The organism is Phenylobacterium composti DSM 19425, from assembly GCF_059568645.1.
Window position 1 is genome coordinate 287,519 of record NZ_JCANTT010000014.1, and the last position, 16,468, is coordinate 303,986.

Below are 16,468 nucleotides of genomic sequence, written 5' to 3' on the forward strand. Positions count from 1 at the left end.
CGTCTCGGAATTTGGCGCGATTCTCGGCCGGGATATGGCCCGGCGCGCAGGCCGCGGCAATGCGGCCTGCTGCGCCGGCTTGGCTACTTGCGGGGCGCGTAGATGGCGCTCAGCCGGTCAGGAACGCCTGGAATCCGCTCCAGCCGCGGATAGCGCAGGCCCCCCGTCCATTCGAGGGCGACCGTGCGGAAGTGGTCGCCGTCTCGGACGATGAGGTTGATCTGCGCCTTGCCGTCCTTGGCCGCGGTGATCGCCTCCTTCAGGCGTTCGGCGTCATAGGCGATGCCGTTCACCGCCAGGATCTGGTCGCCCACGGTCAGGCCGGCCTTGTAGGCGGCGCCGTCCCACAGGACGCTGGTGATCTTGCCCTCGCGGTTCAGGGTCAGGCCGCCCGAATAGGTGAGGTCGACCATCCGCCGGGCGGCCTCGTTGTCCTTCCAGTAGCTGGTGGGCTGTTCGGTGTAGACGAGGCGGTAGCCGCCGCGCTCCAGGCCGGCCAGCGGGTACTCGGGCGAGACCTGCCGCAGCTTGGAATCCAGGAACGTCGCCCAGTCATGGGGCTGCACCTTGTTGAGCGTCTCGACGATGTCCTCGAAGGTGTAGGTGAGGGGCTGGAGCCACTCGCCGTCGTTCACGCCGAAGAAGGCGCGGGCGAAGTCGTCCAGGCTGCGCTTGCCGCCGGACTTCTCGCGGATCAGCGTATCGACGTCGAGCCAGACCAGCTGGCCTTCCGAATAATAGTCCTCGCTCCGCTGCCAGCTCATCCAGGGGATAGGCCGGCGGCCGGCGAGGATCGGATCGTTGGTGGTGTCCTCGACGGAGCGCCACTGGCGGCCCGGGCGGCCCTCGGAATAGGTCGCGGCGGTCATGGCCAGGGCGTCGAGGGTCTGTTCCTTGGTGACCAGCCCGGCCCGGGCGCCCAGCACATAGCCCCAGTACTGATCCTGGCCCTCATAGACCCAGAGCAGGCTGTCCCGCATGGGCTCGTTCAGGGTCGGGCGCCACAGGTCGGCGCCCCGGCGGTACTTGCCGTCCCAGGAATGGGTGTACTCGTGCGGCAGCAGATTGCGCGCCGGGGCGTGCTTGGCCCATTCGGTGAAATAGGCCGGGACGGTGCCGTTCTCGGACGAGCGCTGGTGCTCCAGGCCGATGCCGCCCATGCGCTCGGTCAGGGCCAGCAGGAAGTCGTAGTGGTCGAAATGGCGGGCGCCGAACAGGCGGTCGGCCTGGCGGATCAGCTCCCGGTGCTTCTCGATCTGCTCGGGCGTGGCCTCCAGCAGTTCGGGCCGGTCGGCGACCACGTTCAGGCGCACAGGCGACTTGCCGCTCGTGTCGAGGTCGAAGCGCCGGAAGTACTTGCCAGCGAACAGGGGCGAGTCCGTCAGGGTGTCGAAGTCGGTCCGCTTGAAGCGGACCACGTCGCCCTCCTGCGAGGCGGTGTCCAGGGCCGTGCCATAGCCCCAGCCGGCGGGCAGGCGGATGCTCGCGTCGACCGGGATGCGGCGCATGTAGTAGCCGGCCGGGTACATGGCGAGCGAGATCCACTGGGCGTTCAGCATCTCGGGGGTGATCAGCACCCGGCCCTGGTCGGGGGCCGTGGGCGTCACATGCTGGAACTCGATCTCGATGGTCTTGGCGCCCGCGGGCGGCTCGATGTGGAACGAGAAGACCTCGATCGGGTCCCGCTTCCAGGTCAGGGGCTTGCCGTCGGCGCGGAAGGTCAGGCCGGCGATGCTGTAGATCGGGTTGCGCGGCGAGTGGCCGCCCGGCACCCACTTGGGGAAGTGGATGGTCATCGGCCCGGGCGCCGTCACCGGCATGGTCTGACGCACCCGGAAGATGCGCCGCTCGATGTCGGTGGCGTCCACGTCGACGGTGATCACGCCCGGATAGGCCACGTCCTGCGGCGCCGGGACCGTCGGCGGAAGCGGCGTCGGCTGCGGACCTTGGGACGGCTGGGCGAGGGCGGGAGCGGCCGCGAGGACGGCGGCGAGCACGAAGACGGAGGTGCGCATCCACGTCTTCTAGCAGCCCAGGCGTGGCTCGCAATTGGCGCCGCCTGCGCCAAAAGGCGTTAGACTGCCCGGGATCAAAGGGAGGTCTTCATGCGCTCAGCCATCGGGCGGCTCGCCGCCGTCGCCGCCCTCGGGGCGTTCCTGGCCGCCTGCCAGCCGTCCACCGCGTCGAACCCGCCGCCCTCCGGGCCGGCCCGGACAGCGGCCACGGGCGAGGCCTGCGGCGGCTTCGCCGGCATCGCCTGCCGCGTGGAGGGCGACTTCTGCAAGATGCCCACGGGGACCTGCCAGGTGGCCGACAACATGGGGACCTGCACCGCCCGGCGTCCCATGTGCACCCGGGAGTACCGGCCGGTCTGCGGCTGCGACGGCAAGACCTACGGCAACGCCTGCGAGGCGAACGCCGCCGGGGTCAGCCTCGCGTCCGAAGGCGAGTGCCCGGCCCGCTGAGCCGGCGGCCCTAGGCCAGGGCGCGGCCCGTGACCTCGCCCACCGGAACAGCCGGATCGGCGGCCAGCCGTTCGACCATGGCGCGCACGCGCTTGCGGGCGGTCTCCAGCCCGATGCCGCCCACCTGGCCCGCGGCCTTGAAGTCGGCCGGCCGGCCTGAGGCGTCGATGAACTCGAACGGCGGCAGCTGATCGCTGGTCCAGCGCGCGGGGGGCGCGTCGGGGCCGCTGAAATAGCCGCGCAGTTCCGGCGTCTCCCGGGTCAGCGTCTCGAAGGCCGCCCTCAGCCGGTCGACGTCCAGGGGGCCGGAGAGCCGGGCCGAATAGACGAGGTTGGTGTGGCTGCCCGACGATCCGGTGGGGCCGAACCGCATGTAGAAAAAGGGCAGGGCCAGCTGTTCCCGAAGGCTGAGCGCGGCAGGTTGGTCGGTCACGCCGGCTCGGCCTCCTGCCGGACCGGGGCGGCCACGCGCCCGGCGATCAGGGCGGCCAGGCCCCGGGCCCCGTCCTCGCGACGAAGGCGCTCGGCCAGCTCGCGCCGCGGCGCGGTCGGAAGCTGCTCGGCCGCCGCCAGGGCCGCTTCCATGGCGTCCAGGGTGAGCGCGCGGGAGTCCAGCTGCACGCCCAGGCCCTTGCGGGCGATCCAGGCGGCGTTGCCCGGCTGGTCGAAGCCGACCGGGGCGATCACGTGCGGGACGGCCGCCGCCAGGGCCTGGGATGTGCTGCCGATGCCGCCGTGGTGGAAGAAGCCCCGGGCCATCGGCAGTAGCGCGTTGAGGTTGGTCAGGCCCGAGCGGATCACGCCATCGCCCATCGGCTCCACGGCGCCGCCGGCCAGGGGATCGAGCATGATCCCCCGCCGCCCGGTCCGCTGGCAGACCTCGGCCGCCATCTCGAAGAGCCGGGGCTGCACCTTGAGGATGCCGCCGCCCGAGCCCGAGAAGAACACCCAGGGACGCTCGCCCGCGACCGCGAACGCCTCCACCTCGGGGATCGCCCGGGCCGAGGTCTCGTTCGGGAAGGTGCCCTGCAGGCTGTGCGGCAGCCGCTCGAACGGAAAGGCGTCGAACCAGGGCGGGAACAGCTCCAGCACATGGTCCCACTCGAAGATGTAGTCCCCGAGGAAGGTGCGGGCGGGATCGGTCATCGGCGCCGGCGGATCGTCCAGGGCCGCGCCCCGGAAGGCGGCCCGGTGGGCGGTCTCCCGGATCGCCGTGGGCGTGCGGTAGATGGGCATCAGGTTCGGCGCGGTCAGCAGCCCGAACGACTTCAGGCCATGGCGCTGGGCGGCGAACAGGGCGCCGAAGGCGTGCAGCGGGGCGAGGACCGACACGGCCGCCCCGTCCGCTCTCCGCGACGGCGGCCTCCACGGCCCGGATGTGATGCATCAGGGATCCCGCGCTGCAGAACTCGGCCGCCCAGTCCAGCTCGGGATTGATGGCGCGGGGGGTCGGCCAGGTCGCGGGCGTAGGCCTGCGGGTCGCCGTGCCCCACGAAGCGGACGCCCGGGGCGTGGGCGTGGGGGGCGAAATAACGGGGGGCGACCATGTCCACCCGGTGGCCGGCGGCGGCCAGCTCCCGGGCGATGCCGAAAGCCGGCAGGAAGTTGCCGAGCGTCCCGAAGGTGGCCACCACGAAATGGCCGCGGGGAGGCGAAACGCTGTCGGCGCCGGTCATTTCAGATTCGCTCGTTATGGATAGCAAGCGCTACTATGGCCGCGCCCGCGGGTCGTCAACGGTGTCGGGTATCCCTGGTTTTCGAATGCGCGATCATCCGGCCGCGGCGCCCAGGCGATGGGCGGCGCCCGCACGCAAAAAGGGCCGCGGATCGCTCCGCGGCCCTTCGCTGTTCAGCTCAACAAGCGCCGATTAGCACTTGTAATACATGTCGAATTCCACCGGGTGCGGATGGAGCTGGAGGCGCATGACCTCTTCCATCTTCAGCTCGATGTAGGCGTCGATGAAGTCGTCGTCCATGACGCCGCCCTTCTTCAGGAACGCGCGGTCCTTATCCAGGCTTTCGAGCGCTTCACGCAGGCTGCCGCAGACTTCCGGAACCTTCTTCTGCTCGCGCGGCGGCAGGTCGTAGAGGTTCTTGTCCATGGCCGGGCCCGGATCGATCTTGTTCTCGATGCCGTCGAGGCCGGCCATCAGCAGCGCCACGAAGGTGAGGTACGGGTTGCCCATCGGGTCGGGGAAGCGGGCCTCGATGCGCTTGGCCTTCGGGCTGTCCACGTGCGGGATGCGGATCGAAGCCGAGCGGTTGCGCGACGAATAGGCCAGCTTCACCGGGGCTTCGTAGCCGGGCACCAGGCGCTTGTACGAGTTCGTCGTGGAGTTCGAGAACGCGTTGATCGCCTTGGCGTGCTTGATGATGCCGCCGATGTACCACAGGCACATGTCGGACAGGCCCGCGTACTTGTCGCCGGCGAACAGCGGCTTGCCGTCCTTCCAGATCGACTGGTGGACGTGCATGCCCGAGCCGTTGTCGCCGAACATCGGCTTGGCCATGAAGGTCGCGGTCTTGCCGTAGGCGTGAGCCACGTTGTGGATCACGTACTTATAGAGCTGCATCCGGTCGGCCATGGTGATCAGCTCGGCGAACTTCAGGCCGAGTTCGTGCTGGGCCGGCGCCACCTCGTGGTGGTGCTTTTCGGGCTGCATGCCGAGTTCGCCCATGACCGCCAGCATCTCGCCGCGCAGGTCCTGGCCGCTGTCCACCGGGTTCACCGGGAAGTAGCCGCCCTTCGCGCCCGGCCGGTGGCCCATGTTGCCTTCCGGATAGGACTTGCCCGACGACACCGGCAGTTCGGTGGAGTCGAACGAATAGCGGGTGTCGTGCGCCGCGGTGTTCCACTGCACGTCGTCGAACACGAAGAACTCGGCCTCGGGGCCGAAGAACACCGTGTCGCCCACGCCGGCCGACTTCACATAGGCCAGGGCCGCCTTGGCGATCGAGCGCGGGTCGCGGTTGTAGGGCGTGTTGGTGTCGGGGTTCAGCACGTCGCAGAACAGGGCGAGCGTGGTCTGCTGGTAGAACGGGTCGATGATCGCCGTGCTCAGGTCGGGGCGCAGCTTCATGTCGGACTCGTTGATGGCCTTCCAGCCGGCGATCGACGAGCCGTCGAACATCGTGCCGTCGGTCAGGAAGTCCTCATCGACGAGGTCGACGTCGAAGGTGACGTGCTGCATCTTCCCCCGCACGTCGGTGAAGCGGACGTCCACGTACTTGACGTCCTTCTCCTTGATCAGGTCCAGGATTTCCTTCGCGGAAGCCATTTTTATCCCCTTGCTTGGTCTCGATCGGGCGGATTGTTGGTGTCGGTCAGATGGCCACAGGGCCGGTCTCGCCGGTGCGGATGCGCATCACGTCGAGCACTTCGGAGACGAAGATCTTGCCGTCGCCGATGCGGCCCGTGCGGGCGGCCGCCGAGATCGCCTCCAGGGCGCGCGGCAGCTGGTCGTCAGCCACGACGACCTCGACCTTGATCTTCGGCAGGAAGTCCACGACGTACTCGGCGCCGCGATAGAGTTCGGTCTGCCCCTTCTGGCGCCCGTACCCCTTCGCTTCGATCACCGTCATGCCCTGGACGCCCAGCTCCTGCAGGGCTTCCTTCACCTCGTCGAGCTTGAACGGCTTGATGATGGCTTCGATCTTTTTCATGGCCTCGGCTCATGGCGGGGCGATGTACGCCGCCCCCGCGGTTGATCGGGACGGAGCACGCGCCGCGCCCCGGCCACAAGGAGAGTCGGTTGCTTGCCGTGGCGGCCGCCTGGGAAAATAGCCTTGCGCCTAAAAAACGGGCGCCGACAGGTCAGAAAACGAACAGTCCGGAAATGGGCCGCCTGAGCCGATTTCTGGGCCCAGGATCGACAACTCAAGCGCGTCGGAGGCGGCTCAACCATGGGTGATCGCACCCCGGTTCTCATCGGAGCGGGTCAATTCACGTATCGGGGCGAACCGGCCACATCGCCGTCGCCCACCGCATTGCTGAAGATTGCGGCGGAACGGGCGGCGGCGGACGCCGGAATCGGCGCGGCCGGCCTGGCCGCCATGGACGCCCTGGCGGTGGTGGGTTTCACCATCGACGCGCCGGGCTCGCGCCGGGGCATGATCCCCCACGCCAACAACCCGCCGCTGAACCTCGCCCGGCGGCTGGGCGCCTCGCCCCGGTGGAGCGTCTATTCCGAGATGGGCGGCAACACGCCCCAGTACCTGATCAACACCCTGGCCGAGCGGATCGCCAAGGGCGAGACCGACCTGGCCCTGGCGGTGGGCTGCGAATTCCTCGGCTCGGCCATGAAGCGGGCGACCCGGGGCCTCTCCTTCGACGACTGGAAGGCGGACGAGCCCGAGGACTTGCCCGAGCCGCAGCGGATCGGCGATCCGCGTCCCGGCGTGACGCCCTATGAGGCCCGGCACGGCCTCGACCGGCCGATCAACATCTATCCCCTGTTCGAGAACGCCCTGAGGGCCCGGGACAAGCGGTCGATCCCCGATCACCAGCGGCGGATGGCCGAGCTGTTCTCGCGCTTCAGCCAGGTGGCGGCGACCAATCCCGAGGCCTGGTTCCCCGTCGCCCGCACGGCCGAGGAGATCGCCACGGTCTCCGAGAAGAACCGCATGATCGGCTTCCCCTATCCGAAGCTGATGAACGCCATCATGGACGTGGATCAGTCGGCGGCGGTGCTGATCGCCAGCGAGGCCAAGGCCCGGGAGCTGGGCGTGCCCGAGGACCGCTGGGTCTATCTCCACGGCTGCGCCGACGCGGCCGACCTCTGGCATCCCCTGGACCGCCAGGACTTCCATTCCAGCCCGGCCATGCGCCGCACCGGCCAGAAGGCCCTGGAGATGGCCGGGATCGGCCTCGACCGCATCGACCTGATCGACCTCTATTCCTGCTTCCCGGTGGCTGTGGAGATCGGGGCCGAGGAACTGGGCCTGGCCCTGGACGATCCCCGCGGGCTCACGGTCACCGGCGGGCTGCCCTACGCCGGCGGGCCGGGAAACAACTACGTCATGCATTCCGTGGCCGCGATGGCGGCCAGGCTGCGCGAGCGGCCCGGCGCCTACGGCCTGATCACCGGCAACGGCTGGTACCTCACCAAGCAGTCGACCGGGGTCTATTCCACGCGGCGGCCGGACAGGCCCTTCGAGCGGGAGGACCCGGCGATTCTCCAGCGCGAGATCGATTCCCTGCCGCATCCCGAGATCATCGAGCGGCCCGAGGGGCGGGCGGTGATCGAGACCTATACGGTGGTCCACAAGCGCGAGGGACCGTTCCTCGGCGTGATCGTCGGCCGCGATGAGGCCGGGCGGCGCTTCGCCGCCAATACGCCCTCGGATGAGGCGCTGCTGTCGGCTATGGAGACCAGCGAACAGGTCGGACGCCCGGGGACGGTGCGGCCCGGCCCGGATGGGATCAACATCTTCACACCGGACTAGTCCCGCATGGCGCGCCTCTACCTGATCCGTCACGGCCGGCCGGCCTCCACCTGGGGCGGCCATGATGATGATCCGGGGCTGGACGCGCAGGGGATCGCCCAGGCTGAGAAGGCCCGCGACTGGCTTCTGGCCCTGCCTCGGGGCGAGCGGCCGTCGCGGGTGGCCAGTTCGCCCCTGCGCCGATGCCGGGAGACCGCCGCGCCCACGGCGGACGCCCTGGGGGTGGAGATCATCGTCGATCCGGTGGTGGGCGAGATCCCCACGCCCAAGGGGCTGGCCCCCGAACAGCGGCCCGAGTGGCTGCGCCGCGCCTTCGGCGGCGCCTGGGGCGAGATCGAGGGCGACCTCGACTATCGGGCCTGGCGCGAGAGCATCGTCAGCCGGCTGGTGGCCTACGGTGATACGGCGGTCTTCTCCCACTATGTGGCGATCAATGCGGTGGTCTCGCGCCTGCTGGGCGATGAGCGGGTGCTGGTGTTCCGGCCCGACCACGCTTCGATCACCGTGCTCGAGACTGACGGCGAGCGGCTGACCCTCGTGGCGCGCGGCGCCGAGGCGACGACGGGCGTCCTCTGACCATGCGGCCCATCCTCACCGTCGCCGAGATGGGCGCCGCCGACCAGGCCGCCATCGCGGCCGGAACGCCCGGCGAGGTGCTGATGGAACGGGCCGGGACCGCGGTGGCCGACGCCGTCTGCGCGCGCTTTCGGCCGCAGCCCGCCGCCGTGCTCTGCGGGCCGGGCAACAATGGCGGCGATGGCTATGTGGTCGCCCGGGTCCTGAAGAGCCGCGGCTGGCCGGTGGAGGTGAGGGCGCTTGGCGAGCCCGCGACGGACGACGCCAGGGCCGCCGCCCGCCGGTGGGACGGCCCGGTCCGGCCGCTGGACGCCGACCCGCCGCAGGGGCTCGTCATCGACGCCCTGTTCGGCGCAGGCCTGGCGCGGCCCCTGGACGGCGTCGCGGCCTCGGTGGCCCAGCGGCTGGCGACCCGGCCGGAGAAGGTGGTGGCCGTGGATACGCCCAGCGGCCTGCCGGGGGATACCGGCCGGCCCGTCGGCCCCGCCATCCAGTCCTGCCTGACTGTCACCTTCCATGCCCGCAAGCCCGCCCATGTGCTCGAGCCCGGCAAGGGGCTGTGCGGCGAGGTGGTGGTGGCCGACATCGGCCTTGGCGAGACGCCGTCGCGGCTGGTGGAGAACGGCCCCGACCTCTGGCTGCCGCGGTTTCCCTGGCCCGCCGCCAGTTCGCACAAGCACGACCGGGGCCGGCTGATCGTGGTCAGCGGCGACGCCTGGAGCACCGGCGCGGCGCGGCTGTCGGCCCGGGCCGGCCTCCGGATCGGCGCCGGCGTGGTCACCGTGCTCTCGCCGCCGGACGCCCTCCGCTCCAACGCCGCCCATCTGGAGGCGGTGATGCTGCGCCCCTTCGAGACCGACGTGGAGCTGGAGCAGGCGGCGGCCGACGTGGACGTGGCGGTCATCGGTCCGGCGGCCGGTGTGGACGAGGGCACCCTGCTCAACGTCCTGGCCCTGGCCCGCACCGGCGCGGCCCTGGTGCTGGACGCCGACGCCATCACCGTCTTCCGGACCGACCCCGAGGAGCTGTTCTCGGTTCTGGACCGGGACGATGTGCTGACCCCGCATCCGGGGGAATTCGAGCGGCTGTTCCCCGGCCTTCTGACCGGTTCGCCCGAGCGGATCACGGCGGCGCGGGAGGCGGCGCGCCGGGCCGGGGCGGTGGTCCTGCTGAAGGGCGCCGACACGGTGATCGCCGCGCCCGACGGCCGGGCCGCGGTGAACGTCAACGGCTCCCCCTGGCTGGCCACGGCCGGCTCCGGCGACGTCCTGGCCGGCTTCATCGGCGGGCTGATCGCCCAGGGGATGGACAGCTTCGAGGCCGCCTGCGCCGGCGCCTGGATCCACGCCGAGGCGGCGGAGCTGCACGGGCCGGGCCTGATCTCCGAGGACCTGCCGGGCCTCGCGCCGGCGGTGCTGCGACGGCTCTACGACGAACGCTGAGGCCGACGCGCCGGGCGGCCTGGCCCGTCAGGCTCGTCCTCGGCGGTGCATGGCGTCGCCCATGAGCGCGAGGCCCGCGATCAGCAGCGGCAGCAGGAAGAAGGCCAGGCGATAGCCCAGGAAGGCGGCCGCCAGCGGGGCGGACGGGACCCCGGCCAGCAGGGCGGACATCGAGCCCTCGAACACGCCCACTCCGCCCGGCACGTGGGAGATCAGGCCGATCACCACCGAGGGCGCATAGGCGCCGACGAAGCTGAAGTAGCCGATCGCGCCTTCGGGCAGCAGGCTCCAGATGATGCCCGCGGCCACCGCATTGTCCACGCAGCCGAGGCCGATCTGCGCCAGCGCCACTCGCCAGGAGGGCAGCTTGAGGCTGTGGCCGAAGCCTCGCAGGGGCCGCTTCAGCGTGCCGCAAAGGACGACATAGGCGATGACCCCGGCCACGAGGGCGGCGCCGAGCCCGTCGGCCACCGGCCCGGCGATGCGGGTGATGTCGCCGTCATGGCCCTCGGCCGCTAGCAGGCTCGCACCGGCGAGGGTGGAGAGGCCCACGGCGAAGGAGACCCCGTGAAAGACGGTGGTGGCCGCCACCTGTTTCAGGGAGACGCCGAAGCGGTTGTAGACTCGCGCCCGCACCGCGCCCGACACCAGCAGGTTGGCGCCCAGGGTGTGGCCGATGGCGTTGGCCAGGAACGAGCCCCAGAGGGCGGGGCCGAGCGGCAGTCGCGCCCCGGCCCAGCGCAGGCCGAACCATTCCACCACCCCCATGAGCGTGAAGCTGGCGGCGGACAGGAGGAGGGCGATGGCGACGGAGCCGTAGCCCCAGGCGCGCATGGCCGCGCCGATCTCCCCGAGGCTAACGTCCCGGAACTCCCGCCACAGCACGAAGGCCGCGGCGGCCAGCAGCAGGAACGGGGCCGCGTGCAGGGCCCAGCGCCGGATCAGGGGGTAGAAGCGGGAGCCCTGCGTCGCCGGCAGGGCGGCGGCCAGGTCCTCTTCCAGGTCCTCCAGCCCGCGGTCGTGGCGCTCGGTGGGGTCCAGCATCTGCACGGGAGAGGTCTCCCTTGAGTCGGAACCGATGACCACGGCGCAGGTTCTCCCGTCGACTTCGGCCACAAAGACAACGGAGGCGACCATGGCCCGGGAAGACTGGCGGGGCGAACATTACGCGCGGGACCGCCGCTGGCGAACCGATCCCCGCGACCGCGACGATTTCGGCCAGGCGGACTACTCCACGGACTACGCCTATGACGCCCGGTCGCGCTCCGGCTATCGCGCGGACGAGGATCTGCAGGCGCGGGACGAGGGCTACGGCCGGGCGGACTACACCGCCGACTGGGCCTATGATCCGGAGCGACGGCGGCCCTATCGCCGGGACGAGCGCGACTACGACGACCGTTACGGCGAGCCTCGGGAGTCCCGCTCCTGGATGGATCGCACGGCGGACTTCTTCGTCGGGCGGCGCGACGAGGATCACCGGCGCGACGAGGCCGACCGCCGAGAGCGCCGGCGGCGCGGGCCGTCTGACCGGGTACTCTGGGCGGTGATCATGGAGCGCCTCGAGGACCAGCGCGGCCTCGACCTGCGCGACGTCGATGTGATCGTCGAGGACGCCGAGGTGATCCTGAACGGTACGGTTCGGCGCAAGGACGACAAGCGGCGCATCGAGGACATCGCCGACATCGATGGCGTCCGGAACGTGCAGAACAACCTGCGCCTGCGGGAACGGGACCGCGGCTGGACCTTCCTCTAGGTCTCGCCCACGGGCCATGTGGTCGTGGCGGTGGAACCTCGGCCGCAGGCTCGGCCGTTGATGACCACATGAGCAAGCCTGTCGTCGTCACCATTCCCCACCAGCTTGGCAGGGCCGAGGCGCGCCGCCGCATCGACGAGGGCATCGGCCGCCTGGTCCACCAGTTCGCGGCCATGGGCCAGATGTCCCACGCCTGGGAGGGCGACATGCTGCGCTTCTCCGTGGCGGCGGTGGGACAGGCCGTGACCGGGGCGGTCCAGGTGCGCGACCACGAGGTGATCCTTGAGGTGGTCCTGCCCGGGCTGCTGGCCATGATCGCCGACAAGGTGCGCGGCCGCATCCAGAAGGAGGGGCAGGTGCTCCTCGAAGACAGGTCGAAGCGCTGAGGCCCGAAACCCTCCGCCCCGTCAGGGGTTTAACACCTGAACCATAAGGAGCCGGACATGCCCAACAGGCAGAGCGAAGACGAAGCCCAACGCGCCTTCAGTCACGGGTCGAGCGGCGCCACGGCCGATCTCGCCAGCGACAAGGGCGGAGCGATCCGGGAACACCGCGAGATCGACGCGCCGGCCAGTCGCCAGGCCGAACGGCTGCGCGACGGCGAAAAGCCCGACCACATGGCCCAGCGCGAGGCCGAGACCGAGGACCGTCAGGAGGCCCTGCTGGACGAGGCCATCGAGGAGACCTTCCCGGGCTCGGACCCGATCAGCCCCAAGCACATCACCTGAGGCTGTGAAGGGCCGTCAGCCCTTCAGCGCCTCATAGGCCTCCTGGGCCTCCAGCCATTCCATCTCGGCCGCAGCGAGGGCTTCCTCGGCGGCCTCCCGCTGGCGGCCGAGCTCGGCGGCCTTGGCCGGATCCTTGGCGAAGATCGCCGGGTCGGTGAGGGCCTTGTCGATGTCGGCCAGCCGTTGGGCGGCCCGCGCCAGGGCCGCCTCGGCGGCTTCCGCGCGCCGGCGCGCCGTGCCGGTCGGGGCCCGGGGCCTTGCTGGTTGCGCCGGCGCAGGGGCCGGGCGGGGCTCGGCCTTCACCTGGGTCGGGGCGCGGGCGGCGACCCGGGCGCGGTCCAGGACGAATTGGGCGTATTCCTCCATGTCCCCATCGAACGGCTGGATCGTGCCGTCGGCGGCCAGCCACAGACGATCGGCCACCAGCTCCATGAGCGAGCGGTCGTGGGTGATGAGGATCACCGCTCCCTCGTAGTCGTTGAGCCCCTCCAGCAGCGCCCGCCGGCTGTCGATGTCCAGGTGGTTGGTGGGCTCGTCGAGGATCAGCAGGTGCGGGGCCTCCATGGCCACCAGGTTGAGCAGCAGGCGCGCCCGCTCGCCCCCCGACAGGCTGGAGACCTTGGTTTCGACCTTCTCGTGATTGAAGCCGAACTGGGCGATCACCGCCCGGCGCTTGGCCTCGGTGGCGTCGGGCATGGCCCGGCGGATAATCTCCAGCGGCGTGTCGTTCGGGTCCATCGCCTCGATCTGGTGTTGATGGAACCAGCCGACCTTCATCCGCGCCGAGCGATGCAGCTGTCCGGCCTCGGCCGCCAGGGCCCCGGCCACCAGCTTGGCGAAGGTGGACTTGCCCGCGCCGTTGACGCCCAGAAGGCCGATGCGGTCGTCGATATCGAGGCGCAGGTTCAGCTTCTTCAGGATGGGCGGCCCGCCATAGCCCACCGCCACGTCCTCGAGCCGCAGCAGCGGCGGCGCCAGCGGCCGTTCGGGCGAGGGGAGCAGGAACGGCTGCACATGCTCCTCGATCACCGCCGGGATGGGCGGCAGCTTGGCGATGGCCTTGAGGCGCGACTGCGCCTGCCGGGCCTTGGTGGCCTTGGCCCGGAAGCGGTCGACGAACGACTGCATGTGGGCGCGCTTGGCCTCGATCTTCGCCCGGGCCGCTTCCTGCAGGCGCAGCTTCTCGGCCAGCTGCCGCTCGAAGCTGTCATAGCCGCCGGCGTAGAGGTCGAGCTTGCCATCCTTCAGATGCAGGATGTGGTCGACCGAATTGTTCAGCAGCTCGCGGTCGTGGCTGATGATGACGGCCGTGTGCGGGTACCTGCGCAGCCGCGCCTCCAGCCAGAGCGCGCCTTCCAGGTCGAGGTAGTTGGTCGGCTCGTCCAGCAGCAGCAGGTCGGGCTCGGCGAAGAGCGCCGCCGCCAGGGCCACGCGCATGCGCCAGCCGCCGGAGAACTCGGCCATGGGCCGCTCCAGGTCGGCGTTGGAGAAGCCCAGGCCCGACAGGATCTCCGCCGCCCGGGCCGGCGCCCGGTCGGCGTCGATGGCGATCAGCCGGTTGTAGATCTCGCCCATCTCCTCGGGCGCGGCGGTCTCCAGGCGCGCCAGCAGGTCTGCGCGCTCGACATCGGCGGCGAGCACCGTGTCCAGCAGGGACACGGGCGTCGCCGGGTGCTCCTGGTCCACCGAGCCGATGCGGGCGGCCTTGGGCAGGCTGATCTCGCCCGAGCCCAGGGTCAGTTCCCCGACGATCAGCTTGAAGAGGGTGGACTTGCCGACGCCGTTGCGGCCCACGAGGCCGACCTTGGCGTCCTTGGGCAGGGTGACGCTGGCGTGGTCGAAGAAGCGGCGGCCCCACGCGTCGAAGACGAGGTCGTTGATCTGAAGCATGACGAAACGGATGCAGGTGTACGGGCGCGGACCCGCGCTCGCCGGTCTCGCGATGTTCGAGGAGGGTCAGGATGGATGTGTCGCCGCGCCGCCGCCTGACCGGCGCCGGCCATAGCAGACCTGGGGCGCTTCGTCAGCGATTGTTGCGCCCGCGCCTTGGCGAGCCGAGACCTTGGGTCTATAGACGCGCCACCTTTGCGGGGCCGCCCGCAAAAAATTTCCCCCAATCGTCAAGAACAAGAGACCCATGACCGAACGCACCTTCTCGATCATCAAGCCGGACGCGACCCGCCGGAACCTCACCGGCAAGGTCAACGCGGTGATCGAGGACGCCGGCCTGCGCATCGTCGCGCAGAAGCGCATCAAGATGACCCGCGCCCAGGCGGAAAAGTTCTACGAAGTCCACAAGGAGCGTCCGTTCTTCGGCGAGCTGGTGGAATTCATGACCTCGGCCCCGGTGGTGGTGCAGGTCCTGGAAGGCGAGAACGCCGTGGCCCGCTACCGCGAAGTGATGGGCGCCACCAACCCGGCCCAGGCCGCGGAAGGCACCATCCGCAAGCTCTACGCCGAAAGCGTCGGCGAGAACTCGGTCCACGGCTCGGACAGCCTCGAGAACGCCAAGATCGAGATCGCCCAGTTCTTCACCGAAGACGAAATCGTCGGCTGATCCGACGCAACGAAGTGGGGCTCGGCGGCATTACCCCGCCGAGCCCTTTTTCCTGACATCAGTTCAAAGTGAGCATGAGAGAATCCAAGGTTATGCCTGGCTTCTCCGAGCGCCTTTCCGCCCAGGCGGAAGCTCGGAAAGCCCTTCTGGAAAAGTTCAAGCCGAAGCCCATGGTCCGGGCCGAGGGCGGTGAGTTCGAGACCCGCGAGCAGCGCAAGGCCCGTGAGCTGGCCGAGGTCCGCGCCCGGCGCGCGGCCGAGAAGGAAGCGGCCCGTCTCGCCAAGCTGAAGGCGGAAGAAGAAGCCCGTCTGGCCCGTGAGAACGACGAGGAGCTGCAGCTCCAGCTGAAGCGCGAGGAGCGCAAGGCCCGCAAGGCGGCCGCCAAGGCCGAAGCCCGCGCCAAGCGCGAACTCAAGGCGCAGATGCGTCGCTGATCAGTCGTCGGCGACGCCCGTCACCTTGCGGGACATTTCGCCATAGCACCCCTGGACGAGGAGTTCGACGGCTTCGCCGCGCTCCTCGGCCTCGAAGGCCAAATCATTCGCGAGCTGTATGGCGGCGGAGCGAGACAGGCCGGTCGTGACGGGCGCGCCGTCACAGAAAACCGTCCAGTCGCCGTCTTTCAGCGTTACAGCGAATTGCACCATTACTTTGGTCCCTCTGCGCCATTTCAGCGTTCGGGACGCGGTTAAGGTTCCGAAATCCCCCCGGACCTTGGCGTGTACGCCGCACGCGGACAGCGGCGGCTTGGTCTGAAGTCCTCGGGCGGCCCTCGTTTCGCCGCCGGGCCGCACTGAACCTGATGACCTTCCGCCAGTTCGCTGCGACACTGGCCGGCGGAGGCCGTTATGGACACGCCGCACCTCATCTATTTCGCCGATCCCATGTGCTCATGGTGCTACGGCTTCTCGCCGGTGGTGGAGGACATCCGCCGCGCCTTCGGCCGGGCCCTGCCGATCCGGGTGATCATGGGCGGCCTTCGGCCCGGCACGGAGACGCCCATGACCCCCGAGGCCCGGGCCGAGCTCGTCGGCCACTGGCGCCACGTCACCGAGGCCACCGGCCTGCCGTTCGATCCGGCGGCGCTTGAGGGCGAGGGGTTCCTTTATGACACCGATCCGGCCGCCCGGGCGGTGGTGGTCGTCCGCCGCGGCGGCCAGGAAACCGCCGTGGCCTATCTCGGCCGCCTGCAGCGGGCCTTCTACGCCGAGGCCCGGGACATCACCTCCGGCGAGGTGCTGGCCGACTTGGCCGCCGAGTTCGGCTTGGGCCGCGACGACTTCCTGGCCCAGTGGGCGTCGGAGGAGGCCAAGCACGAGACCTGGGGCGACTACGCCGTCTCCCAGCGGGCCGGGGTGACGGGGTTCCCGACCCTGGTGGCGGGGCCGAACGCACAGGGCGCCTACGGCGTTGTCACCCGCGGCTATGCGCCGTCCGAACCGGTGGTGGGCGCGCTCCGGGCGTGGATTTCCAGTATCGGCGCCTGACCGGCGCTATGCGCA

General features: G+C 70.2%; 19 protein-coding genes. 10 read left to right on the forward strand and 9 right to left on the reverse strand.

Annotation, left to right across the window (positions count from 1 at the left end; genetic code table 11):
• Positions 1–83: 83 nt before the first annotated feature.
• Positions 84–2,015: a M61 family metallopeptidase gene (locus BO64_RS10090; protein ID WP_496403162.1), complete on the reverse strand. Its 1,932-nt coding sequence runs from the start codon at positions 2,013–2,015 to the stop codon at positions 84–86.
• 90 nt (positions 2,016–2,105) lie between these two features.
• Between BO64_RS10090 and BO64_RS10095 the strand changes: the two genes are divergently transcribed.
• The gene (locus BO64_RS10095) at positions 2,106–2,465 is read left to right on the forward strand and encodes a Kazal-type serine protease inhibitor family protein (RefSeq protein ID WP_496403163.1); all 360 of its coding nucleotides are present in this window, start codon (positions 2,106–2,108) and stop codon (positions 2,463–2,465) included.
• A gap of 10 nt (positions 2,466–2,475) precedes the next feature.
• On the opposite strand, the gene BO64_RS10100 is transcribed toward BO64_RS10095, so the two are convergent.
• The 5 genes from BO64_RS10100 to BO64_RS10120 all read right to left on the reverse strand — a co-directional run bounded on the left by BO64_RS10100 (position 2,476) and on the right by BO64_RS10120 (position 6,128).
• Positions 2,476–2,898 (reverse strand): hypothetical protein, encoded by a 423-nt coding sequence (locus BO64_RS10100; RefSeq protein WP_496403164.1) that lies wholly within the window; start codon positions 2,896–2,898, stop codon positions 2,476–2,478.
• Positions 2,895–3,797: a glycosyltransferase gene (locus BO64_RS10105; RefSeq protein ID WP_496403165.1), complete on the reverse strand. Its 903-nt coding sequence runs from the start codon at positions 3,795–3,797 to the stop codon at positions 2,895–2,897. The genes BO64_RS10100 and BO64_RS10105 overlap by 4 nt, the downstream gene beginning before the upstream one ends.
• Entirely contained in the window at positions 3,734–4,141 is a 408-nt protein-coding gene (locus BO64_RS10110; protein WP_496403166.1) for a hypothetical protein, read from the reverse strand. The genes BO64_RS10105 and BO64_RS10110 overlap by 64 nt, the downstream gene beginning before the upstream one ends.
• A gap of 192 nt (positions 4,142–4,333) precedes the next feature.
• On the reverse strand, positions 4,334–5,743 hold the full coding sequence (gene glnA / locus BO64_RS10115) for a type I glutamate--ammonia ligase (protein ID WP_496403167.1): 1,410 nt from the start codon (positions 5,741–5,743) through the stop codon (positions 4,334–4,336).
• 46 nt (positions 5,744–5,789) lie between these two features.
• On the reverse strand, positions 5,790–6,128 hold the full coding sequence (locus tag BO64_RS10120) for a P-II family nitrogen regulator (RefSeq protein ID WP_496403168.1): 339 nt from the start codon (positions 6,126–6,128) through the stop codon (positions 5,790–5,792).
• A gap of 240 nt (positions 6,129–6,368) precedes the next feature.
• Here BO64_RS10120 and BO64_RS10125 point away from each other — a divergent pair, with 240 nt between their 5' ends.
• The 3 genes from BO64_RS10125 to BO64_RS10135 are packed head-to-tail and all read left to right on the forward strand — an operon-like array spanning position 6,369 to position 9,928.
• Positions 6,369–7,910, forward strand: a complete 1,542-nt coding sequence (locus BO64_RS10125) for an acetyl-CoA acetyltransferase (RefSeq protein WP_496403169.1) — start codon at positions 6,369–6,371, stop codon at positions 7,908–7,910.
• 6 nt (positions 7,911–7,916) lie between these two features.
• Entirely contained in the window at positions 7,917–8,486 is a 570-nt protein-coding gene (locus BO64_RS10130; protein WP_496403170.1) for a histidine phosphatase family protein, read from the forward strand.
• Positions 8,487–8,488: 2 nt separating this feature from the next.
• Positions 8,489–9,928 (forward strand): NAD(P)H-hydrate dehydratase, encoded by a 1,440-nt coding sequence (locus BO64_RS10135; RefSeq protein WP_496403171.1) that lies wholly within the window; start codon positions 8,489–8,491, stop codon positions 9,926–9,928.
• Between the two features lie 27 nt (positions 9,929–9,955).
• Here BO64_RS10135 and BO64_RS10140 read toward each other — a convergent pair whose 3' ends face one another.
• Positions 9,956–10,972 (reverse strand): lysylphosphatidylglycerol synthase domain-containing protein, encoded by a 1,017-nt coding sequence (locus tag BO64_RS10140; protein WP_496403222.1) that lies wholly within the window; start codon positions 10,970–10,972, stop codon positions 9,956–9,958.
• A gap of 91 nt (positions 10,973–11,063) precedes the next feature.
• Here BO64_RS10140 and BO64_RS10145 point away from each other — a divergent pair, with 91 nt between their 5' ends.
• The 3 genes from BO64_RS10145 to BO64_RS10155 all read left to right on the forward strand — a co-directional run bounded on the left by BO64_RS10145 (position 11,064) and on the right by BO64_RS10155 (position 12,409).
• Positions 11,064–11,681, forward strand: a complete 618-nt coding sequence (locus BO64_RS10145; RefSeq protein WP_496403172.1) for a BON domain-containing protein — start codon at positions 11,064–11,066, stop codon at positions 11,679–11,681.
• 68 nt (positions 11,682–11,749) lie between these two features.
• Positions 11,750–12,067 carry a polyhydroxyalkanoic acid system family protein gene (locus BO64_RS10150; RefSeq protein ID WP_496403173.1) on the forward strand — a complete coding sequence of 106 codons (318 nt, stop codon included), beginning with the start codon at positions 11,750–11,752 and terminating at the stop codon, positions 12,065–12,067.
• Between the two features lie 57 nt (positions 12,068–12,124).
• Complete coding sequence (locus tag BO64_RS10155) at positions 12,125–12,409, forward strand: hypothetical protein (RefSeq protein WP_496403174.1); 285 nt, start codon at positions 12,125–12,127, stop codon at positions 12,407–12,409.
• Positions 12,410–12,424: 15 nt separating this feature from the next.
• On the opposite strand, the gene BO64_RS10160 is transcribed toward BO64_RS10155, so the two are convergent.
• The gene (locus BO64_RS10160; protein WP_496403175.1) at positions 12,425–14,299 is read right to left on the reverse strand and encodes an ABC-F family ATP-binding cassette domain-containing protein; all 1,875 of its coding nucleotides are present in this window, start codon (positions 14,297–14,299) and stop codon (positions 12,425–12,427) included.
• A gap of 247 nt (positions 14,300–14,546) precedes the next feature.
• On the opposite strand from BO64_RS10160, the gene ndk reads away from it, so the two are divergent.
• Positions 14,547–14,966: a nucleoside-diphosphate kinase gene (gene ndk / locus BO64_RS10165; protein WP_496403176.1), complete on the forward strand. Its 420-nt coding sequence runs from the start codon at positions 14,547–14,549 to the stop codon at positions 14,964–14,966.
• Between the two features lie 74 nt (positions 14,967–15,040).
• Complete coding sequence (locus BO64_RS10170; protein ID WP_496403177.1) at positions 15,041–15,400, forward strand: DUF6481 family protein; 360 nt, start codon at positions 15,041–15,043, stop codon at positions 15,398–15,400.
• Here the strand turns inward: BO64_RS10170 and BO64_RS10175 are convergent, their stop codons facing one another.
• Positions 15,401–15,613, reverse strand: a complete 213-nt coding sequence (locus BO64_RS10175; RefSeq protein ID WP_496403178.1) for a hypothetical protein — start codon at positions 15,611–15,613, stop codon at positions 15,401–15,403.
• 201 nt (positions 15,614–15,814) lie between these two features.
• Between BO64_RS10175 and BO64_RS10180 the strand changes: the two genes are divergently transcribed.
• A complete protein-coding gene (locus BO64_RS10180) occupies positions 15,815–16,453 on the forward strand; it encodes a DsbA family protein (protein ID WP_496403179.1) in 639 nt (212 codons plus the stop codon).
• Positions 16,454–16,468: the final 15 nt, after the last annotated feature.